Source organism: Microbacterium sp. Y547 (genome assembly GCF_057669785.1).
In genome coordinates, this window is the sequence record NZ_JBYHFN010000004.1 from 90,646 (window position 1) to 111,565 (window position 20,920).

20 protein-coding genes are annotated in these 20,920 nt (G+C 69.5%); 11 read left to right on the forward strand and 9 right to left on the reverse strand.

Annotated elements, in window-relative coordinates; translation table 11 throughout:
* The first annotated feature begins 18 nt into the window (after window positions 1-18).
* The 3 genes from AC25Y0_RS07625 to AC25Y0_RS07635 are packed head-to-tail and all read left to right on the forward strand — an operon-like array spanning window position 19 to window position 2,980.
* Complete coding sequence (locus tag AC25Y0_RS07625) at window positions 19-1,137, forward strand: heme/hemin ABC transporter substrate-binding protein (protein WP_488123742.1); 1,119 nt, start codon at window positions 19-21, stop codon at window positions 1,135-1,137.
* On the forward strand, window positions 1,134-2,207 hold the full coding sequence (locus AC25Y0_RS07630) for a FecCD family ABC transporter permease (protein WP_488134470.1): 1,074 nt from the start codon (window positions 1,134-1,136) through the stop codon (window positions 2,205-2,207). Before AC25Y0_RS07625 ends, AC25Y0_RS07630 begins: the two co-directional genes overlap by 4 nt.
* A complete protein-coding gene (locus AC25Y0_RS07635; protein ID WP_488134471.1) occupies window positions 2,204-2,980 on the forward strand; it encodes a heme ABC transporter ATP-binding protein in 777 nt (258 codons plus the stop codon). Before AC25Y0_RS07630 ends, AC25Y0_RS07635 begins: the two co-directional genes overlap by 4 nt.
* Before the next feature lie 15 nt (window positions 2,981-2,995).
* On the opposite strand, the gene AC25Y0_RS07640 is transcribed toward AC25Y0_RS07635, so the two are convergent.
* On the reverse strand, window positions 2,996-3,352 hold the full coding sequence (locus AC25Y0_RS07640) for a sterol carrier family protein (protein ID WP_488123739.1): 357 nt from the start codon (window positions 3,350-3,352) through the stop codon (window positions 2,996-2,998).
* Window positions 3,353-3,396: 44 nt separating this feature from the next.
* Between AC25Y0_RS07640 and purD the strand changes: the two genes are divergently transcribed.
* Window positions 3,397-4,674, forward strand: coding sequence for a phosphoribosylamine--glycine ligase (gene purD, locus AC25Y0_RS07645; protein ID WP_488134472.1), 1,278 nt, complete (start codon window positions 3,397-3,399; stop codon window positions 4,672-4,674).
* 78 nt (window positions 4,675-4,752) lie between these two features.
* Window positions 4,753-5,709 (forward strand): phosphoribosylaminoimidazolesuccinocarboxamide synthase, encoded by a 957-nt coding sequence (locus AC25Y0_RS07650; RefSeq protein ID WP_488123737.1) that lies wholly within the window; start codon window positions 4,753-4,755, stop codon window positions 5,707-5,709.
* Between the two features lie 85 nt (window positions 5,710-5,794).
* On the opposite strand, the gene AC25Y0_RS07655 is transcribed toward AC25Y0_RS07650, so the two are convergent.
* Window positions 5,795-7,372: a hypothetical protein gene (locus AC25Y0_RS07655; RefSeq protein WP_488123736.1), complete on the reverse strand. Its 1,578-nt coding sequence runs from the start codon at window positions 7,370-7,372 to the stop codon at window positions 5,795-5,797.
* Window positions 7,354-8,148 carry an ABC transporter ATP-binding protein gene (locus AC25Y0_RS07660; protein WP_488123817.1) on the reverse strand — a complete coding sequence of 265 codons (795 nt, stop codon included), beginning with the start codon at window positions 8,146-8,148 and terminating at the stop codon, window positions 7,354-7,356. Before AC25Y0_RS07660 ends, AC25Y0_RS07655 begins: the two co-directional genes overlap by 19 nt.
* 183 nt (window positions 8,149-8,331) lie before the next feature.
* Between AC25Y0_RS07660 and AC25Y0_RS07665 the strand changes: the two genes are divergently transcribed.
* Entirely contained in the window at window positions 8,332-9,666 is a 1,335-nt protein-coding gene (locus tag AC25Y0_RS07665; protein WP_488123735.1) for a uracil-xanthine permease family protein, read from the forward strand.
* A 100-nt stretch (window positions 9,667-9,766) separates the two neighbouring features.
* Window positions 9,767-10,603: a VOC family protein gene (locus tag AC25Y0_RS07670; RefSeq protein WP_488134473.1), complete on the forward strand. Its 837-nt coding sequence runs from the start codon at window positions 9,767-9,769 to the stop codon at window positions 10,601-10,603.
* Window positions 10,604-10,618: 15 nt separating this feature from the next.
* Here the strand turns inward: AC25Y0_RS07670 and AC25Y0_RS07675 are convergent, their stop codons facing one another.
* Genes AC25Y0_RS07675 through AC25Y0_RS07695 form a run of 5 tightly spaced genes read right to left on the reverse strand, consistent with a single transcriptional unit; the run spans window position 10,619 to window position 16,484 of the window.
* The gene (locus tag AC25Y0_RS07675) at window positions 10,619-11,632 is read right to left on the reverse strand and encodes a LacI family DNA-binding transcriptional regulator (RefSeq protein WP_488123733.1); all 1,014 of its coding nucleotides are present in this window, start codon (window positions 11,630-11,632) and stop codon (window positions 10,619-10,621) included.
* 20 nt (window positions 11,633-11,652) lie between these two features.
* Complete coding sequence (locus AC25Y0_RS07680) at window positions 11,653-13,122, reverse strand: GH1 family beta-glucosidase (RefSeq protein ID WP_488123816.1); 1,470 nt, start codon at window positions 13,120-13,122, stop codon at window positions 11,653-11,655.
* 39 nt (window positions 13,123-13,161) lie between these two features.
* Window positions 13,162-14,079 (reverse strand): carbohydrate ABC transporter permease, encoded by a 918-nt coding sequence (locus AC25Y0_RS07685; protein ID WP_488123732.1) that lies wholly within the window; start codon window positions 14,077-14,079, stop codon window positions 13,162-13,164.
* Window positions 14,076-15,185 carry a carbohydrate ABC transporter permease gene (locus AC25Y0_RS07690; RefSeq protein WP_488123731.1) on the reverse strand — a complete coding sequence of 370 codons (1,110 nt, stop codon included), beginning with the start codon at window positions 15,183-15,185 and terminating at the stop codon, window positions 14,076-14,078. The genes AC25Y0_RS07685 and AC25Y0_RS07690 overlap by 4 nt, the downstream gene beginning before the upstream one ends.
* 33 nt (window positions 15,186-15,218) lie before the next feature.
* A complete protein-coding gene (locus AC25Y0_RS07695) occupies window positions 15,219-16,484 on the reverse strand; it encodes an ABC transporter substrate-binding protein (RefSeq protein ID WP_488123730.1) in 1,266 nt (421 codons plus the stop codon).
* A 242-nt stretch (window positions 16,485-16,726) separates the two neighbouring features.
* Here AC25Y0_RS07695 and purS point away from each other — a divergent pair, with 242 nt between their 5' ends.
* Genes purS through AC25Y0_RS07710 form a run of 3 tightly spaced genes read left to right on the forward strand, consistent with a single transcriptional unit; the run spans window position 16,727 to window position 18,652 of the window.
* Complete coding sequence (gene purS, locus AC25Y0_RS07700; protein WP_488123729.1) at window positions 16,727-16,975, forward strand: phosphoribosylformylglycinamidine synthase subunit PurS; 249 nt, start codon at window positions 16,727-16,729, stop codon at window positions 16,973-16,975.
* Complete coding sequence (purQ, locus tag AC25Y0_RS07705; protein ID WP_488123728.1) at window positions 16,972-17,679, forward strand: phosphoribosylformylglycinamidine synthase subunit PurQ; 708 nt, start codon at window positions 16,972-16,974, stop codon at window positions 17,677-17,679. Before purS ends, purQ begins: the two co-directional genes overlap by 4 nt.
* A 49-nt stretch (window positions 17,680-17,728) precedes the next feature.
* Window positions 17,729-18,652, forward strand: coding sequence for a 2-hydroxyacid dehydrogenase (locus AC25Y0_RS07710; protein WP_488123727.1), 924 nt, complete (start codon window positions 17,729-17,731; stop codon window positions 18,650-18,652).
* 2 nt (window positions 18,653-18,654) lie between these two features.
* On the opposite strand, the gene AC25Y0_RS07715 is transcribed toward AC25Y0_RS07710, so the two are convergent.
* A complete protein-coding gene (locus AC25Y0_RS07715) occupies window positions 18,655-19,170 on the reverse strand; it encodes an adenine phosphoribosyltransferase (RefSeq protein ID WP_488123726.1) in 516 nt (171 codons plus the stop codon).
* Window positions 19,171-19,225: 55 nt separating this feature from the next.
* On the opposite strand from AC25Y0_RS07715, the gene AC25Y0_RS07720 reads away from it, so the two are divergent.
* Window positions 19,226-20,899 (forward strand): glycoside hydrolase family 13 protein, encoded by a 1,674-nt coding sequence (locus AC25Y0_RS07720; protein WP_488123725.1) that lies wholly within the window; start codon window positions 19,226-19,228, stop codon window positions 20,897-20,899.
* Window positions 20,900-20,920: the final 21 nt, after the last annotated feature.

Genomic DNA, 20,920 nt, shown 5'->3' on the forward strand with positions numbered 1-20,920 from the left:
TTCCCGTGAGGCTCACCTATGCAACGCACCCGTCTGCTCGCCCTGATCGCCGCGGCAGCGCTTCTTCTGAGCGGATGCTCCGCAGCGGGAGCCACACCACCGGCATCCCCGCCCGCCGAGTCGGGCTGCCCCGACGCCGCCGTGCCGCTGAGCGACCTCGAGCCCACCGCCGACCCGCGGGCCGTCGAAGGGCCCTCGACGGCGTGCATCCCCTCGCTCGCGATCGATCCCGTCGCCGATACCTCGCCGCCCGCCCTTCCCGTGACGCTGACCGACGCGGAAGGCCGCACCGTCGAGGTGACGGACGTGTCCCGCATCCTTCCCGTCGACATCTCGGGAACGATCGCAGCGACCGTGTTCGCCCTCGGGCTCGGCGACAACATCGTCGGCCGCGATACGTCGACGGACTTTCCCGGCACGGAGGACCTGCCCGTCGTGACGAAGTCGGGTCACACCCTCAACGCCGAGGCGATCCTCGAGATCGCGCCCACCATCGTGCTGACCGACACCTCGATCGGCCCGAAGGAGGTGCGTCAGCAGCTGCGCGACGTGGGTATCGCCGTCGTCGTCATCTCGTCCGAGCACAACCTCAACACCGTGGGTGACCTCGTCGACGAGATCGCCCACGCGCTGGGCGTCGATCAGCGCGGCGACGCATTCCGCATGCAGCTCGAGACCGAGATCGCCGAGGCACGGGAAGAGGCGACCGGCGTCGCTCCTGCGGCAGCATCCGATCGTGTCCGGATGCTGTTCCTCTATGCCCGCGGCAACGCCAACATCTACTACATCTTCGGTCGCGACTCGGGCGCGGATTCGCTCATCGAGGCCGTCGGCGGCATCGATGTCGCCGGCGAGATCGGCTGGGAGGGCATGAAGCCCATGACCGCCGAGGCGCTCGTCGCGGCGCAGCCCGACGTCATCGTCATGATGACCGACGGCCTCTCGTCGGTGGGTGGTGTCGACGGGCTCATCGAGATGATCCCCGCCGTCGGACAGACGCCGGCTGGCGTCAACCGCCGCGTCATCGACATGGCGGACACCGCAATCCTCAGCTACGGGCCCCGCTCACCCGACATCGTGCGCGCGCTCGCGCGAGCGCTCTACGCACCGCACGCCGCGTCGGGCCCCGGCACATGACGAGCGAAGTCGTCGTCCCGACACCGACCCGGGGTCGCACGCCGCGCTTCATCGTGCTGACGATCGTGATGGCCGTCGCGCTCGTCGCCGTCGCGCTGGTGTCGCTCGGCGTCGGCCAGTACCCCCTGCCGCCGTCCGAAGTGCTCGGCATCCTGCTGCAGGCCGTCGGAATCGACACGGGGCTCGCCCCCGCCGCTGCGACGGCGAGCGGCGTCGTGATGGACATCCGGATGCCGCGGGTCGTGCTCGGCCTCATGGTCGGTGCCGCCCTGGCTGTCTCGGGCGTACTCATGCAGGCGATCTTCGGCAACCCGCTCGCCGATGCAGCCGTCGTCGGCGTCTCGTCGGGAGCCGCGCTCGGCGCCGCCGCGAGCATCACGTTCGGCGTCACGGCGCTCGGCGGCTGGTCGACACCCGGCCTCGCATTCATCGGCGGCCTCGCCGCCGTCTTCGCGGTGTACTTCGTGAGCCGGTCGGGGGGACGCACCGAGGTGGTCACCCTGCTGCTCACGGGCATCGCGGTCAACGCGATTGCGGGGGCAGGGCTGGCGTTCATGACGTTCCTCGGAACGAACGCCACACGCGAGCAGATCGTGTTCTGGCAGCTGGGCAGCCTCAACGGCGCCCTGTGGCAGAACATCGCGCTCGTCGCGCCGCTGCTCGTCATCGGCACGATCGCGGCGCTCGTCGTCGCGCGCAGACTCGATCTCTTCGCCCTCGGCGAGCGCACGGCGCGCCACCTCGGTGTGCGAGTCGAACTGCTGCGCATCGTGGTGATCGTGACAGTCGCCCTCCTCGTGTGCGCGGCCGTCGCCTTCGCCGGCATCATCGCGTTCGTGGGGCTCGTCATCCCGCACCTGATGCGCATGGCGATCGGTCCCGCTCACCTGCCGCTGGTCATCACGAGCGCCCTCGGAGGAGCGCTGCTCATCGCGATCGCCGACCTCATCGCCCGCACCGCCGTGCCCCTCGCCGACCTGCCGATCGGCATGCTCACCTCGCTCGTCGGCGGGCCGTTCTTCCTCTGGCTGCTCGTGCGCACGCGCCGCCGGGCAGGAGGCTGGGGATGACCGTCCGCCTCGAAGCCCGCTCCGTCACCGTCATCCCCGACGGGTCGCGCCGCGCGATCCTCTCGGACGCCTCGGTCGAAGTGCACGACGGTGAAGTGCACGCCCTTGTCGGCCCCAACGGCGCCGGCAAATCGACCCTGTTCGGCGTCATCGCCGGCGACACGACACCGACGCACGGCGAGGCCCTGCTCGATGGGCGGCCCCTGCGCGAGTACCCGGGCCGTGAACTCGCGCGGCTGCGAGGTGTTCTGCTGCAGCAGAACACCGTGACGTTCCCGTTCACGGTGGCCGAGGTCGTCGAGATGGGGCGGGCGCCGTGGGCGCGCACGCCGCACGAGGACGAAGACGCCGATGCGATCCGCCGCGCCCTGCAGGACACCGACATCACGCAGCTGGTCCACCGCACCATGCCGTCGCTCTCGGGAGGAGAGCGTGCCCGGGTTGCACTGGCGCGCGTGCTCGCGCAGCGCACAGACATCCTGCTGCTGGACGAACCGACCGCAGCCTTGGACCTCAAGCACCAGGAGGACGTGCTCGCCGTCGCACGGAGCCGGGCCCGCGACGGGGCCGCCGTCGCGGTCGTGCTGCACGATCTGAACGCCGCGCTCTCGTCTGCCGACCGCGTCACGCTGCTCTCAGAAGGACGCGTGGTGGCGTCCGGTGAGCCGAGCGACGTGCTCACGGCCGAGCTCATCGAAGAGGTCTACCACCAGGCCGTCGATGTCTTCCCGCACCCCCTGACCGGTACGCCCATCGTGATGCCGCGGCGCTGAGAGCGGCGCCCCGGCTCAGGGACGCAGCGGCAGCAGATCGGAGACGTCGGCGCGCGTGCCCGAAGCGATGATGCGGCCCGCGGCCGCGGCATCCGCCCAGTGCTCGTCACCGAGGGCGACGGCGATCCAGGTCGCGGGATCGGTCTCGACGACGTTGGGCGGCGTGCCGCGCGTGTGGCGCGGTCCTTCGAGCACCTGCACGGCCCCGAAAGGCGGCACGCGCACCTCGACGGTGTGGCCGGGAGCCTTCTCGGCGAGCAGCTGCAGCAGATAGCGCACCGCCGTTGCGAGATCGTTGCGGCCGGGCGAGTCCGCGGCGCGAACGGACGCAAGGGCTGCTCGGCCGAGGTCGGTCGTGATCCTGCGGGGCATGGCTCCACGGTAACGCCGCGGTGTGGCGTCGGTAGGCTGGGCGCGTGAGAATCCTGGTCCTCGGTTCGGGCGCGCGCGAGCACGCCATCATCCTCGCCCTGCGTTCGGAGGAGGCCTCGCACGAGATCTTCGCCGCGCCCGGCAACGCCGGCATCGCCCGCGACGCGACGCTCACCGCGATCGACGCGAACGATCCCGGGGCGGTGACGACCTTCGCGAACGAGAATGCGATCGACCTCGTCGTGATCGGCCCCGAGGCTCCCCTCATCGCGGGGGTCGCCGACGCGCTGCGCGAGCGAGGCATCCCGGTGTTCGGTCCCGGCAAGGCCGCCGCCCAGCTCGAAGGCTCGAAGTCGTTCGCGAAGCGGGTCATGGAAGCGGCGGGTGTGCCGACCGGCGGCGCGACCCGTGCGCGCACGCGCGCAGAGGTCGAAGCCGCGCTCGACGAGTACGGCGCACCGCACGTCGTGAAGGCTGACGGACTCGCCGCAGGCAAGGGCGTGATCGTCACCTCCGACCGCGAGGCGGCGCTCGCGCACGCCGACACGTACCTCGCCGACGGCGCGGTGCTCGTCGAGGAGTTCCTCGCGGGCCCCGAGGTGTCGCTGTTCTTCCTGAGCGACGGCGATCACGTGCTGCCGCTGAGCCCCGCGCAGGACTTCAAGCGGCTCGGCGACGGCGACACGGGCCCCAACACGGGCGGCATGGGCGCGTACTCCCCCCTGCCGTGGCTCGCCGACGACTTCGGCAGCGAAGAGGCATTCGTCGACCTCGTCACGGCCCAGGTCGCCGAACCCGTCATCCACCAGCTCGACGCCGAGGGCACCCCCTTCATCGGCCTGCTCTACGCCGGGCTCATCCTGACCGAGCAGGGCATCAAGGTCATCGAGTTCAACGCGCGCTTCGGCGACCCCGAGACCCAGGTCGTGCTGCCCCGCCTGATCGACCCGCTCTCGGAGCTGCTTCTGGCGGCGGCATCCGGCCATCTCGAGGATGAGCCGCGACCGTCATTCGCCGACGAGGCGGCCGTGACCGTCGTGCTTGCGAGCGAGGGCTATCCGCAGGCACCCGTGACCGGTCGGCCCCTGACCGGCCTCGACGCGGCAGCCGCCGTCGACGGCGTGCACCTGGCGCACGCCGCCACCGCCGAGCGCGACGGGACCCTGATCACGACGGGCGGGCGCGTGCTCAACGTCGTCGGGGTGGGAACGTCGTTCGCCGAAGCCCGCGAGCGCGTCTACCGTGCCCTCGGCGAGATCGCCCTCGAGGGCGCGCAGCACCGCACCGACATCGCCGCCCGCGTCGTCGAGACGGCTCTCTGACCCGGCACCGGCCGGATCCCGCCGTCGCCGTCTCGCGGCCCGTCCGGGGGCCCGGCAGCGCTCCGGGATAATGGGCGGGTGACAGACCCCCACCCTCTCGACCTCGCCGGTTGGCGCCACGTCTATTCGGGCAAGGTGCGCGACCTGTACGAGCCCGACCCGTCGGCGGGCTCAGTGGCCGCCGGCGCGGGGCGCATGCTCGTCGTCGCGAGCGACCGCGTGAGCGCGTTCGACCACGTGCTGTCCCCCGGGATTCCGGACAAGGGCGTCCTGCTCACCACCCTCAGCCTGTGGTGGTTCGACCGGCTGGCGGGCGCCGACGGGGGTCGCAGCATCCCGAACCATCTCGCAGCGTCGCACGCCCTCGGGCCGGGCGACGAGACGCTCGACCTGATTCCCGACGCCGTCGCGGGGCGCGCCATGCTTGTGCGCTCCCTCGACATGCAGCCCATCGAGTGCGTCGTGCGCGGCTACCTCACCGGGTCGGGCTGGGCCGAGTACCGCGAGAGCGGCACGGTGTGCGGCATCCGCCTGCCCGACGGTCTCACCAACGGCGATCGACTGCCCACCCCGATCTTCACGCCGGCCTACAAGGCGCCGATGGGCGAGCACGACGAGAACATCTCGTTCGACCAGGCCGTCGAACTCGTCGGCGCGGAGCGCGCTGAACTGCTGCGCGACCTCTCTCTCGAGATCTACGAGCGCGCCGCGCGCACGGCCGAGGAGCGCGGCCTCATCCTCGCCGACACGAAGTTCGAGTTCGGCATCGACGACGACGGCGTCATGACCCTCGCCGACGAGGTGCTCACGAGCGACTCCTCCCGGTACTGGGACGCGGCGGCGTGGGCCGAGGGCACGACGCCGGCCGAGCGCATGGCCAGCTTCGACAAGCAGATCGTGCGCGACTGGCTCGCGGCGAATTGGAACCCGGAGCCCGGGGCGCCGCAGGCTGAGCCCCCCGAGCTTCCCGCTGAGGTCACCGAACGCACGGCCGCCCGCTACCGCGAGCTGCTCGAGCGACTCACCGGAGCCTGAGTCGGGCGTCGACAACTCCGGATAGATCGCGCCACAACCTCGTCACGGGGCGCGAGCGCACGATTCGTCCGGAGTAGTCGACACCTCAGGCGTTCTTCATCGCCTTCAGCCGCGAGAGCAGCGCCGGGCCCGAACGATCGAGCATCCGTCCGCCGACGAGAACGCCGACGATCAGGAACACCGCGCCGAGCGCGAGCCCCACGCCGCACGCGATCCAGCTGAGCAGCGCGCTGCCCGTGAAGAACCCGATGAGTCCGACGACGATCGCCGGCGCCGCGAGCACGATCGACACGAGCCAGATCCCGAAGAAGACGAGTCCTTGCAGAAAGGTCGTGCCGGGCACCTTCTTGAACGGGTTGTCCCCCGAGTCGGCGACGGGGACGACGATCTGCGCGCTCGTCACGGCGCACACGCCGTACCCCGTCAAGAGGATCCCGAGCGACATTCCGAGGATGCCCGGCAGCTGAACCCAGTTGCCCGAGAAGAAGAACGGCATCACGGCCGCGAGCAGCAGTACCGGCACGGCGACAACTGCCGCCGCGAGCACCCGTCCGGCACGGTCGGCGCGGCCACTGACACCCGACGCGAGCTCGGTGCCGAACGCCGTTCCGTCGTACGAGATGTCGGCGTACACGACGATGCCGATGAAGATCGCCATGACCGGGGCCGAGAAGCTCAGGCCGTTCGCCACGTCTCCGTCGCGCAGGTAAAACCAGAGCAGCACGGGCACGATCGGCACGACGATGAGCTGCCGAAGGTACCGCGGATCGCGGATCCAGTAGGTGAGCGACCGGGCGAACACGGCGCCGGCAGCCCCGGTCGGCACCCGCCCGAACAGGCCGATCCTGCCGGCGGCGACCGTCGCGGCAGCCGCCGAACGCGGGTGGGCGAGAGCCGACGCGAGGGACCAGCGCCACAGCACCCACAGCAGCGCCAGCGTCGCGAGGGCGATGGTGAGCTTCGTTGCGGCGGCGAGCCAGTCTCCTGACGCGACGTCGCCCGGCACGGCCCACGCGGCGCCGATGGGAGTCCACCCGAGCACTCGCACGGTGACGAGCAGCGTGTCGACGTTGAGTGCGAACCCCGTCGCGACCCCCGCGATGATCGGACCGGCCAGCATGAGCGGAATGAACACCAGCACCCCAGATGCTTCGCGCAGGCGGCGCTTGCCGCCCAGACCCGAAGCGAGCGACGCGACCGCGCGCGACGCGACGACGGCGGTCACCACGGCGAGCGGCACGCAGATGAGTGCGGCGATGAGCGCGAGCGGCCAGTGGATCCACGTCGTGAGCGTGCCGAGCGCGGCAACCGACGTGACGATTCCCGGGATGCCGCACACTCCGGCGAGCGCCAGGGCGACCATCATCCGCCCGAGCGTCATCGGGAAGACGACCAGTCGTTCGGGATCGAGGGTCATGTCGACGCCGAACACGATGAGCGGTCCCAGCACCCACCCGAGCGTCACGAGCGACCCGACGCCGACGATGACGTTCACCGCGAGATCGAGCGGACCGAAGCCGAGCACGACGAGTCCCACGATCGCCCCGAGCAGCACCCCCAGGCCGTACAGCGCACCGAAGATGAAGCCGACGAGCTGCCACGGACTGCGAGCGAGCTGGTTGCCGAGAACCCGGAAGCGCAGCTTCAGGAGTGTCGCAACCATTCCGGCCCTTCCGTGTGCCGGCGGCCGCCGACGAGGTCGACGAAGCGGTCCTGCAGCGACTGACCCGCACGCACGTCATCGACCGTGCCGGCGACGAGCAGGCGTCCCGCGGCGATGATCGCGACGTGGTCGCACATGCGCTGCACGAGGTCCATCGAGTGGCTCGACACGATGACGGTGCCGCCCGAGCTCACGTATCCCGTCAGGATGTCCTGAATGTTCGCCGCTGAGACCGGGTCAACCGATTCGAACGGCTCATCGAGCACGAGCAGCCGTGGCGCGTGCACGAGGGCGCACGCGAGTGCGATCTTCTTGGTCATGCCGGCCGAGTAGTCCACGACCATCGTGCCCGCGGCATCCGTCATGTCCATGAGGGCGAGCAGGTCGTGCGTGCGCCGGGCGACCTCGTCATGCGGCAGCCCGAACAGCAGCCCGTTGTAGGTGACGAGCTGCTCGCCGGTGAGCCGGTCGAACAGCTTGACGCCGTCGGCGAGATTGCCGAGCATCGCCTTCGCGCGCACGGGCTCGCGCCACACGTCGACGCCGTGCACGAACGCCTGGCCCCCATCGGGCACGAGCAGGCCGGTCGCCATCGACAGCGTCGTCGTCTTGCCGGCGCCGTTGGGACCGACAAGACCATAGAACGAGCCGATCGGGACCGTCAGCGTGATGCCCTCGACGGCGACCTTCTCGCCGAATCGCTTGTGGAGCCCGTCCAGCTTCAGCGCCGCGGTGTCCCCCGCGGCGGGCGCGCGGGGCGTCGACGCCGGAGCCACACCGGGCGGGGGCGGAAGGACAGGATCGGTCACGCTCTACTCCGTCACACGTCATCGGATGCCGCCGGCAGGGGCCGCAGCATCCCTCCAGCCTTTCGAACTCGTGCGGGGATGCCGAACGCGCCGCGCCGTGGTCGCTAAGGTAAGGCGAGCAAAGTTCGATCGAGCACAAGGAGCGGCCCCATGGCCCTGTGGAAACTGCACGGCAACGGCCGGAACGTCGAACCCGGAAAGGTCGTCGCTCCCGACGAGCGACTGAACTGGCCTGCGACGATCGCGATCGGGGCGCAGCACGTCATCGCGATGTTCGGCGCGACCTTCCTCGTGCCGGTCCTGACGGGTTTCCCCGTGCCGACGACGCTGCTGTTCTCGGGCATCGGGACGCTGCTGTTCCTGATCATCACGAAGAACAAGCTGCCCAGCTACCTGGGCTCGTCGTTCGCCTTCATCGCACCGGTCACGGCGGCCACCGCGACAGCCGGCATGGGGTCGGCGCTCGCGGGCATCGTCGCCGTCGGCGTGCTGCTGGCGGCCGTCGGCTTCATCGTGCAGTTCGCCGGTCTCGGCTGGATCGACCGCTTTATGCCGCCCGTCGTCGCGGGCGCGATCGTCGCACTCATCGGGTTCAACCTGGCACCCGTCGCGTGGTCGAACTTCCAGCTGCAGCCGGGCACGGCGACCATCACGCTGGTCGCGGTCATCCTGTTCAGCGTCCTGTTCCGCGGGTTCCTCGGCCGGATCTCGATCTTCCTCGGTGTCATCGTCGGCTACGTCGCGGCCCTCATCTTCGGTGAGATCGACTTCTCGGCGCTCGACGACGCCGCGTGGATCGGCCTGCCGGAGTTCCACATCGCCGACTTCACCTCGCCGGGCACCTGGAGCGCCATCGCGATGTTCCTGCCGGTCGTGCTCGTGCTGATCGCCGAGAACGTCGGACACGTGCGTGGTGTCGCCACGATGACCACCCCCGCCGTCAACAAGCACACGGGTCGCGCGCTCATCGCCGACGGTGCGGCGACGACGGTCGCGGGCTTCTTCGGCGGATCGGGCACGACGACGTACGGCGAGAACATCGGCGTCATGGCCGCGACGCGCGTGTACTCGACGGCTGCCTACTGGGTCGCCGGCGTCGTGGCGATCCTGCTCGCGATGTCGCCCAAGGTCGGAGCGCTGTTCAACTCGATCCCGCCCGGGGTGCTCGGAGGCGTGACGACCGCGCTCTACGGCCTCATCGGCATCATCGGCATCAAGATCTGGGTCGACAACCGCGTCGACTTCTCGCGCCCCGTCAACCAGTACACCGGTGCCGTCGCGCTCGTCATCGCGATCGCGGGCTTCACGATGCAGTGGGGCGACTTCCAGCTCGGCGCGATCGTGATCGGTGCCGCTGCGGCCCTGCTGATCTACCACCTGGGCAACGCGATCGCCCGCTGGCGCAAGACCGGCGCCGACGACGGCGGTCCGATCCCGGCGGTCGGCCCGCTGGGCGGCGACCCCGCTGACGCCCCCGTCCGCTGATCAGCGGCGTTGGGGGCAGGTTCTCGAGCGGGGGAATGAGCACGGGGTGACGCGGGTTGATATGCGTATGAATACACCTCGACTCGCGACGGATACGGCCATGGGCCCGGTCACCCTCTTCGTGGGTGACCTCGACGGCATGACGGCGTACTACCGCGACGTCGTGACGCTGGAGCTGCTGTCAGCCGAGGGCGAGACGGCGACGCTCGGTCGCGCCGGACTGCCGCTCGTCGTGCTGCACCGCGACCCCGCGCTGCGCCACGCGTCGCCCGGATCGGCGGGGCTGTTCCACACCGCGATCCTCTTCGAGACGCAGGAGGCGCTCGCCGCCGCGCTGTACAGCGTCGCCCGGCACGCACCGGGCACGTTCACCGGCTCGGCCGACCACCTCGTCAGCCAGGCGTTCTATATGACCGACCCCGAAGGCAACGGCATCGAGCTGTACTGGGATCGCGACCGCACCGAATGGTCGTGGGTGCACGGCCGCGTCGAGATGGCGACACTCCACCTCGACCCGAACGCCTTCCTCGAGCAGCACCTCACCGAGCAAGCCACCCTCGGCTCGACGGTCGCGCAGGCGGCGACGATCGGCCACGTGCATCTCTCGGTGGGCGACATCGAGACCGCCCGATCCTTCTACGTCGACGCCCTCGGGTTCGACGTCACCACCGAGCTCGGCAACCAGGCCCTCTTCGTCAGCGCCGGCGGCTATCACCACCACATGGCGATGAACGTCTGGAACTCACGCGGCGCAGGACCCCGGATGCCGGCACTCGGCCTCGGACGCGTCGATCTGCTGCTTCCCCACGGCGACGCCCTGGGCGAGCTCGGCGACAGGCTCGCGTCGGCGGGCGTGGCGACGCGCCACGACGGCCGCACACTGAGTTTCGACGACCCGTGGAACAACGCACTGCACGCGAGGACCGCTGCCGCCTGAGCTGCCCGCGCGGGGTCAGACCGAGTCGCGGATGATGAGGTCGGTCTCGAGGATCGTGACGTGCGGCGGCTGACGTCCCGCCAGCAGGTCGATCAGGATGCCCGCCATCCGCTCCCCCTGCGCGAACGACGGCTGCCGCATCGTCGTGAGCTGCGGCACGACCGACGTCGCCACGGGCGAGTCATCGAAGCCGACGATCGCGATGTCGTCGGGCACGCGCAGTCCGGCGGGGCTGAGCACGGTCAGCGCGCCCCGGGCCATGAGGTCGCTCGCGATGAACACGGCGTCGGGCGTCTCACCCGTCGCCAGGATGCGCCGCATCGCGGCTGCCCCGCCGTCAGCGGTGAAGTTTCCGTCTTCGACGGCGACCGGCTCGAGGCCGTGGGCGGCGAGCGCCGCAAGGAACCCCTCGATCCGGTCGATCCCGGCCGGCATCGTACGCGGCCCCGTGATCGTCGCGATTCGCCGCCGCCCGGCGTCGATGAGGTGCTCCGTCGCCACCCGGGCCCCCGACATGTTGTCGACGTCGACGTAGTAGTCCCGGTCGCGCTCCCGCGAGGGGCGGCCGCCGTAGACGACGGGCACGGCCGAAGCGATCCTGTCGATGAACGTGTCGCTCGTGTGGTGCGACACGATGATCACGCCGTCGACGGCGCCGCTGCGCACGTAGCTGGTCGTCTTGTCGCCGGGGTCATCGCTCGCGATGAAGAGGTTCAGCACGAAGTCAGAGCGACTCAGCCGCGCGTTGATCCCCGACACGATCGCGGCGAAGAACGGGTCGCCGAAGAAGCGCGTCGTGTCTTCGGGCACGATGAGGGCGATGGCGTGCGTCTGCCGGCTCGCGAGCGAGCGCGCGGCCCGGTTGGGCACGTAGTTGAGCTCGGCGATCGCCCGGGTGACGGCATCCAGCGCTTCCGGACTGACCGCCGTCGAACCGTTCACGACGCGCGACACGGTCGACCGTGAGACCCCCGCCGTCGCGGCTACCTCTTCGATCGTTACCGAGCCGCGCATCGCATCCGTGCTCATCCGTTGATTCTCCTCGATGATCAGGATGCCGCGCCCGCGGGCGCCGCGTTCAGAGCCCGCGCCGCGATGATCCGCATGTACTCGCGGCCGCTGTCCTTGATCGTGCGCTCCTGCGTGTCGTAATCGACGTGCACGATGCCGAACCGCTTGTCGTATCCCCACGCCCACTCGAAGTTATCGAGCAGCGACCAGTAGAAGAAGCCCCGCACGTCCGCACCGGCATCCACGGCATCGAGGACCGCCGCGAGGTGGGAGCGCACGAACTCCGTGCGTTCGACGTCGGCGATGCGCAGGCTGTCTCCCTCGCGCTCGGGCTCGTCGTCGTAGGCCGCACCGTTCTCGGTGACGTACAACACCGTGCCGGCATCCTTCGCGTATTCATCCCATACCCGGGTGAGTAGGCGCGTGAGCCCTTCGGGCTGCACTTCCCAGTTCTGCGCCGTGCGGGGCAGGCCCCGCTCACGCCAGTGGATCCCGTCGTGCGAGGGGAAGGGCGAGCCGGTCTCGCGGGCGATCGCGGGGTTGCTCGACGGCAGCGGTTCGCCGTCCGGCGTGCCGCTCACCAGTTCGCCGTGGTAGTAGTTCACGCCGAGCGTGTCGATGGGCGTCGAGATCGCCTCGAGGTCGCCCGGCAGGACGGCCGCTTCGAAGGCGGCGACGGCGTCTGCGTCGACGGCCCGGATGTCCTCGACGACATCGGCGGGGTACGCCCCGCGGAAGATGGGGTCGAGGAACCACCGGTTGAACTGTCCGTCGATGCGTCGGGCGGCGTCGACGTCACGGGCGTCGGTCGGGTCGGCGGCATCGGCCACCGTCAGGTTGAGCGTGAGGCCGAGGTCGAGCGACGCGTCACGGGCCCGCAGCTCGCGAAGGGCCAGCCCGTGCCCGAGCAGCAGGTGGTGGGATGCGAGCAGTCCTTCTTCGACGCTGCGGTGCCCGGGGGCGTGGGCGCCCGCCGTGTACGACAGGAACGACGAGCACCACGGCTCGTTGAGGGTCGTCCACACGCCGACCCGGTCCCCGAGGGCGTCGTGCACCGCGAGCGCGTAGTCGACGAACCGCTCGCTCGTGTCGCGTGAGGCCCAGCCTCCGCGGTCCTGCAGCGCTTGCGGAAGGTCCCAGTGGTAGAGCGTCAGCCACGGCAGGATGCCGGCGCCGAGCAGCTCGTCGACGAGGCGCGAATAGAAGTCGAGGCCCGTCGGGTTCGGGGTCGAGCCGTCGGGGGCGACCCGCGCCCACGAGGTCGAGAACCGGTACGTCTGCAGGCCCATGCGCTGCATGAGCGCGACGTCGTCGGCGTACCGGTGGTAGTGATCGCACGCGACATCGCCGTTGTCGGCGTCGACGACGGCACCGGGCACGCGGCTGAAGGTGTCCCAGATCGAGGCCTGGCGGCCGTCTTCGAAGGCGGCGCCCTCGATCTGGTAGGCAGCGGTTGCCGCTCCGAAGAGGAAGTCCGTCGGGAACGAGCGAGGCGCGGACGCGGTCATGCGAACGAGGTCCAATCTGTCTGCGGTGGTCACGGTGGGCTATCCCTTCACGGCGCCGGCCATGATGCCGCTCACGAGCTGCTTGCCCGCGAAGATGAACAGCAGCAGGAGCGGAATGGTGGCGAGGACGACACCGGCGAGGACGACGGAGTAGTCGACGAAGTAGTTGGACTGCAGGAGCGACAGCGCCACCGGCAGGGTCGGGTTCTGGCGATCGAGCACGATGAACGGCCAGAAGAAGTTGTTCCACGCGCCGACGAACGTGAAGAGGAAGAGCATCGCGGCGGCCGGGCGCGCAGCGGGCAGACCCACCGTGAGGAACGTGCGGAACATCGTCGCTCCGTCGACGCGCGCGGCCTCGATGAGCTCGTTCGGCACGGCCTGGCGCAGATACTGCGTCATCCAGAACACACCGAACGCGCTTGTCAGGGCCGGGATGATGATGGCCCCGATCTGGCCCGTCCATCCGAGCTCGGCGAACAGGATGTACAGCGGCACGACGCCGAGCTGCTGTGGCACGGCCATGGTCGCCACGACGAAGACGAGCAGACCCGCACCGCCGTGGAACCGCAGCTTCGCGAACGCCCATCCGGCGAGAGTCGAGGTGATCACGACGGCGGAGGCGATGAGGAACGAGCTGTAGATCGAGTTCCACAGCGCTCCCCAGAAGTTCACGGCGGGGTTGTTCAGGACCGAGACCGCGTTGTCGATGAAGTTGCCACCGGGGATCCACGGGAACGGTCGACGCAGCGTCGTGGCATCACCCGATCCGATGATGAACGACCAGTAGAGGGGGAAGATCGCCGAGAGGAAGACGACCGCGAGTGTCGCGTACGCCCAGAATCCCGGTCGGGTACCGCGGATGCGCGTGGTTCGGGCGCCCCGGCGGCGGCGGCCGGCGTTGGGGATGTTCTCTTCCACGACGGCCAGCGGCGTGGGTGTTCCGAGTGTGCTCATGGCCGGGCTCCCACATTCTTCTTCGCTTCTCGCGCACGCTCGCGCAGCTGACGTTTGGTGAGTTCGGAGCGCAGCCCTTCATCGCGCAGCAGCGTGCGTGTGACGAGCAGGTTCACGAGGCCGATGAGCAGGATGACGACGAACAGGATCCACGCCATCGCCGCCGCGCGGCCGAAGTTCCACTGCCCCCAGCCGATGTCGTAGAGGTACAGGGTGACTGTGAGCCACTGCTGCCCCGCGCCGCCACGGCCGAACTGGTCGAACACGCGCGGCTCGTCGAAGATCTGCAACCCGCCGATCGTCGAGGTGATGATGACGAAGATGAGGGTCGGCTTGAGCGAGGGCAGGGTGATGTTGACGAACTGACGGATCGGGCCGGCGCCGTCGACGGTGGCCGCCTCGTAGTAGTCCCGGTTCACGGCCTGCATCGCGGCGAGCAGGATCAGGGCGTTGTAGCCGGTCCAGCGGTAATTCACCATCGTCGCGATCGCGACGTGACTCCAGAACGGCTCGACGTGCCAGGGGATCGCCGAGATGCCGATCGCGCCGAGCCACGAGTTCACAAGCCCCGACTGGTCGGCGAAGATCGCGTTGAAGATGAGCCCGACGGCGACGGGGGCGACGACGAACGGCACGAGCACGCTCATCCGCCAGAACGTCTTCGCGCGGATGTTCCGGTCGAGCACGGCGGCGATGAAGACCGCGAGGATCAACTGCGGGATCGAGGACAGCAGGAAGATGCTGAACGTGTTGCGCATCGCCGTCCAGAAGTGCGGCTGCGTGAGGATCCAGATGTACTGGTCGAACCCGACGAACTCACCCGAATTGCGCACGAGATCCCAGTCCATGAACGAGATGACGGCGGTGTACGCGATCGGGAACAGCCCGACGACGGCGAACATGATGAAGAACGGTGAGATGTACAGGTAGGGCGAGATCTTCACGTCCCAGCGGCTCAGCCGGTGGGAGAACGAGATCACTCGGGGTGCCTTGCCTGCAGTGGGGGCCTCGGCCCTCGGTCTGATGGTGCCCGTCGCGGTCACAGTCGTCCTTCGTCGTCGTCGTCGAGAGGGTGAGGAGCGGGGGCGGACGCCGCGTGGTGGCATCCGCCCCCGCCGGTCAATCGGTCAGCGACCGTGTCAGAAGGCCGAGATCTCGGTCAGCCAGTTGTTCCAGGACTTCTCTTTGTCTTCGAGACCGTCGAAGACGCGCGTGATCGCGTTCTGAAGGGCGTCGTGGTACTGGAAGTACTTCGGGCCCTTGAAGGTCGACACCTCGATCGCGTTGGCGCGATCGATGCCGATCTCACCCGTCGGGGCGTCGTTGAAGTACTCGTTGACGTAGCCGGTGAGGTCGGTGCTGGACTGCGCCTCGAGCTGGCTCGGGAAGGTGCCCGCGTTGACGAACGCCTTGAGCTGCGTCTCGGGAGCGGTCAGCCAGTCGGCGAGCTGCTGGGCGGCCTCGACGTTGGCGCCGTTGGCGGGAACGACGAGGTACGAGCCGCCCCAGTTGCCGCCGCCGTCCGGGAAGGCGTTCGCGATGTCCCATCCCGCGACCTCGGGCGCTTCACCGGCGATGATGCCGTGCATCCACGGCGGGCAGAGCATGGCGGCGAACTCGCCGCCGGCCATGGCCGCGTACCAGTCGTCGCCCCACTGGGCAGGGAACGCCGCGATCGGGATCGCCTTGTCGACGACGGTGTCGTACGCGGCGCGGATCTCGGGGTTCTCGGCGGCGATGATGGCGCCGTCGGGCTCTTCGTAGGCGAACTCGAGCTGGTTGACGAGGCCCTGCAGGACCGAGTTGGCCGAATCGATGAACGGCGTGCCGGTCTTGGCGACGTAGTCGGCGCCGACCTCGAAGAAGGCATCCCATGTCGGGAAGAGCTCGGCGACGGCTTCGCGGTCGCTGGGCAGTCCGGCCGCTTCGAACAGGTCGCCTCGGTAGCACACGGCCTGCGGCCCGACGTCGGTCCCGTACGCGACGAGGTTGCCGTCGGCGTCGGTCGCGGCGGCCTCCTTCCAGTCGAGCCAGCGGCCCTTCAGATCGTCGGGCACGGGGGCGACGAGGTCGGAGTACTGCATCATCTCGGGGAACCAGTCGATCTCGACCGCTTCGACGTCGCCGAGGCCGGACTTGCCGAGCTTCTGGAAGAAGTTCGCGCGGGCATCGTTCGAGGTCGCCGCCTTGTTGTGCACGACCTTGATGCCGGTCTCTTCGGTGAACTCGGCCAGGAGTTCGTCGGTGTAGCCCATGTCGTTGAAGGTCGCGAGCGTGAGGGTCACGTCGCCGTCGGCCCCGGAATCGGACGAATCGCCCCCGCCGGAACAGCCGGCGAGGACCATGGCGGTCGCTGAGAGGGCGGCCACGGCCACGGCGCCCCTGCGGATGGCACGAGTGTTCACTGTCACTCCTTTGTGTTTGTCAGGTCGGTTGATGCTACGTGCGGGATCGGCCATAGTCCGGCGGCCGGTCGTTCATGGGAGCGTTCCCACGAAGTGGCGCCCACACTACGGGAGCGCTCCCACGAACGCAAGAGCCCGGTTCTGGGTCCGGCGACGGAAGCTTGCGGCGGGGACGCCGGGTGGGTAGGGCGCGCCCCCGTAGACTGTGAGGGTCCCCCGCCCCGCGACATCGGAGCCCCGTCATGCCCACCATCGTCGTCGACGTCATGCCCAAGGCCGAGCTGCTGGACCCCCAGGGGAAGGCGGTATCGGGTGCGCTGAGCCGACTCGGCGTCGACGCCATCACCGGCGTCCGCATCGGCAAGCGCTTCGAGCTCACCGTCGAGGGCGAGGTCGACGACGCGACGCTCGCCACGGCCCGACGCATCGCCGACGAGATCCTCTCGAACTCCGTCATCGAAGACGTCGTCGGCATCGAGGTCGTGGAATGACCGCCCGCGTCGGGGTCATCACCTTCCCCGGCTCGCTCGACGACCGCGACGCGCAGCGCGCGATCCGCGTCGCGGGCGGCGAACCCGTCGCCCTGTGGCACGGCTCGCACGACCTCGACGGCGTCGATGCGCTCGTTCTGCCGGGAGGCTTCAGCTACGGCGACTATCTGCGCGCCGGCGCGCTCGCGGCTCACGCGCCGATCATGACCGAAGTGTCGGATGCCGCGGCGAAAGGCATGCCGATCCTCGGCATCTGCAATGGATTCCAGATGCTCGTCGAAGCTCACCTGCTGCCCGGCGGCCTGATCCGCAACGCCCACCAGCAGTTCATCCGCCGCGACCAGCGCCTGCGGGTCGAGAACGCCGACACGGCGTGGACGAGCGACTTCACGGCGGGCCAGGAGATCACGATCCCGCTCAAGAACGCCGACGGCGGCTACATCGCCTCGGAGTCCGAGCTCGACCGTCTCGAAGGCGAAGGCCTCGTCGCCTTCCGCTACGTCGGCGTCAACCCCAACGGGTCGCTGCGCGACATCGCCGGCATCACGAACGAGCGCGGCAATGTCGTCGGCCTCATGCCGCACCCGGAGCACGCCGTCGAAGAGGGCTTCGGCCCGAACACCCCCGCCGCGATGCGCTCGGGCGTCGACGGCCTGCCGTTCTTCACGTCGGCGATCGCCGCCGTCGTGGGCGCAGTCGTCTGAGGCACAGCCGCCTGGCCCGCGGCATCCGGCATCTCGATATCGTGGAGCGGTGACCCGCCCCCTCGTCATCAGTGTTCCCACGCAGGAGTTCGCCGACGATCTCAGCGACCTTCCCGACGATGTCGAGATCGTCGTCTGGTCCATGGAAGAGCCCGCCCCGCGCGCCCACTTCGACATCGTCATGCCGCCCTACATGGCGACGACCCGAGTGCTGGGCCGCCTGCAGCGCGTCTCGGTGGGACTCGTGCAGGGCGAGTCGATCGGATACGACGGGTTCGCCCGTCTGCTTCCGCCCGGTGTCGTCTTCGCCAACGCCGCATCCGTGCACGAGACGTCGACAGCCGAACTCGCCCTCGCCCTGACGCTCGCGGCTCAGCGCAGCCTGCCGCAGTTCGTGCGTGCGCAGGACGCGCACCGCTGGGCGCCCGAGAAGACGCGCAGCCTGGCCGATCGGCGCGTGCTGCTGCTCGGCTACGGCGGCGTGGGCAAAGCCGTCGCTGCTCGGCTCGCGCCCTTCGAGACCGTGGTGACCGTCGTCGCCTCTCGCGCCCGCGACGAGAACGGCGTTGCCGTGCACGGCGTCGACGAGCTTGCCGCGCTGCTGCCCGAGGCCGAGGTCGTGATCCTCACCCTGCCGGGAGGAGACGCGACCCGCCGCATGGTCGACGCGGCTTTCCTCGCCGCGCTGCCCGATGGCGCGCTCGTCGTCAACGTGGGGCGCGGATCGCTCATCGACACGGATGCGCTCGTCGCCGAAGTCGAGTCCGGACGCCTGCGTGCTGCGCTCGATGTGACCGACCCCGAGCCACTGCCTGCCGACCACCCGCTGTGGTCGCTGCCAGGAGCCCTCATCGTGCCGCACGTCGGCGGTCACTCCGACGCGATGCAGCCACGCATGACGGCGCTGCTGCGCGCTCAGATCGATCGGGTGCGGACCGGCGACGAGCCGTTGAACGTCGTGATCCGCACCTGACGTCAGGCCGTGAAGACGGCGTGTGTGTCGGGCACGAGCGGGCGCCCGCCGAGAGCGGTGAGCTCCATCAGCACGCTCGTCGCGACGACGATCCCGCCCAGCGCCGGCACGAGCTGGTGCGCGGCCTGCAGCGTGCCGCCCGTCGCCAGCACATCGTCGACCAGCAGCACGCGTGTTCCGGGCGCGATGTCGTCGTGCGCCTCGATCGTGGCCGTGCCGTACTCGAGCGAATACGAGACCGACGCCGCGGGCCGGGGAAGCTTGCCCGCTTTGCGGATCGGCACGAGGCCCACTTCGGCGACCGTGGCGACCGCGCCGGCGAGCAGGAACCCGCGCGCTTCAACACCCGCGACGATGTCGAACTGGCCCTCGAAGGGTTCGATCATCGCGTCGATGACGGTGCGCAGCGCCGCGGCATCGGCCAGAAGTGGCGTGATGTCCCGGAAGATCACGCCCGGTTCGGGGTAATCCGGGATCGTGCGGATGAGCGATTCGGCACGGGCGAGGGCTGCAGTCACCCGCCTACGATACCCGGATCGGCGGATATGTAAGCGCTTGCACTATCCTGGTCCGATGACGTCGAAAGATCTCTCCGAGCCTATCGAATCCCCCGCCGGAGACGAGTGGTGGCGCACCGCGGTGATCTACCAGATCTACCCGCGTTCGTTCTCGGACAGCTCCGGCGACGGCATCGGCGACCTTCCCGGCGTGACGGCACGGCTCGATGACCTCGCGGCCCTCGGCATCGACGCCATCTGGCTGAGCCCGTTCCAGCGCTCCCCACAGAAGGACGCCGGTTACGACGTCTCGGACTACTGCGACATCGACCCGCTCTTCGGCACGCTCTCCGACTTCGACGCGATGCTCGAGGCCAGTCATGCGCGCGGCATCCGCCTCATCGTCGACCTCGTGCCCAACCACTCCTCGGACCAGCACGTCTGGTTCCAGGAGGCCCTCGCGTCCGCGCCCGGCAGCCCCGAGCGCGCGCGCTACATCTTCCGCGACGGCACCGGCGAGAGCGGCGAACTGCCCCCCAACAACTGGGAGTCCGTCTTCGGCGGCCCCGCCTGGACGCGCATCACCGAGTCCGACGGCAGCCCCGGCCAGTGGTACCTGCACCTGTTCGACTCGTCGCAGCCCGACTTCGACTGGTCCAACGAAGAGGTGCGCGCCGAATTCCGGCGCATCCTGCGCTTCTGGCTCGACCGTGGTGTCGACGGCTTCCGCGTCGATGTCGCGCACGGACTCGTCAAGGCCGAGGGTCTGCCGGACTACACGCCCGACCCTGCGGGGGGCTCGATGGGCGGCGAAGCCGACGACGTGCCGTACTGGGGCCAGGAGGGCGTCCACGACATATACCGCGACTGGCATGAGCTGGTCGCGGAGTACGCGGGCGACCGAGCGCTGTGTGCTGAAGCATGGCTCTCGACGCCCGAGAAGACCGCTCTGTGGGTGCGGCCGGACGAAATGGACCAGGCGTTCAACTTCTCCTATCTTGAGACGGGATGGGATGCACCGGCGCTGCGCGCCGTCATCACCCGCTCGATCGAGGCCTACGGCGCCGTCGGCGCCCCGAGCACCTGGGTGCTGTCCAACCACGACGTCGTGCGCCACGCGTCGCGTCTCGCGCTGACCGCCGAGAACCCGCAGGGTCACGGCATCGGCCCGAAGTCCCCCGGCAAGCCGCTCGCCGACGTGGGGCTGCGCCGCGCGCGCGCTGCTACGACCCTCATGCTGGCTCTGCCCGGCTCGGCTTACATCTACCAGGGTGAAGAGCTCGGACTGCCCGAGGTCATCGACATCCCCGATGACGCACGCCAGGACCCGACCTGGTTCCGCACGAACGGCGAACGCTACGGCCGCGATGGATGCCGCGTGCCGATCCCGTGGACCGCGGACGGCCCGTCGTACGGCTTCAGCGACACGGGCGCATCGTGGCTCCCGCAGCCCGCCGAGTGGGCATCGCTCGCCCGCGACGTGCAGGCCTCGGACCCGGAGTCGACTCTGTCGCTGTATCGCGAACTGCTGGCGGTGCGCGCCGCGCACGGCCTCGGGGCGGGCTCGCTCCAGTGGCTCGACGGTTTCGATGACGACGTCATCGCGTTCCGCAACGGGGACATCACGGTCATCGCCAACGTCGGCGCACATCCGATCCCGCTGCCGGCCGGAAACGTTGTGGTCGCGAGCGGAGACGTGTCGAACGGCGCCCTGCCCGCCGACACATCGGTCTGGCTCATCAACGACTGAGTCATCACAGCAGGAAGCGAC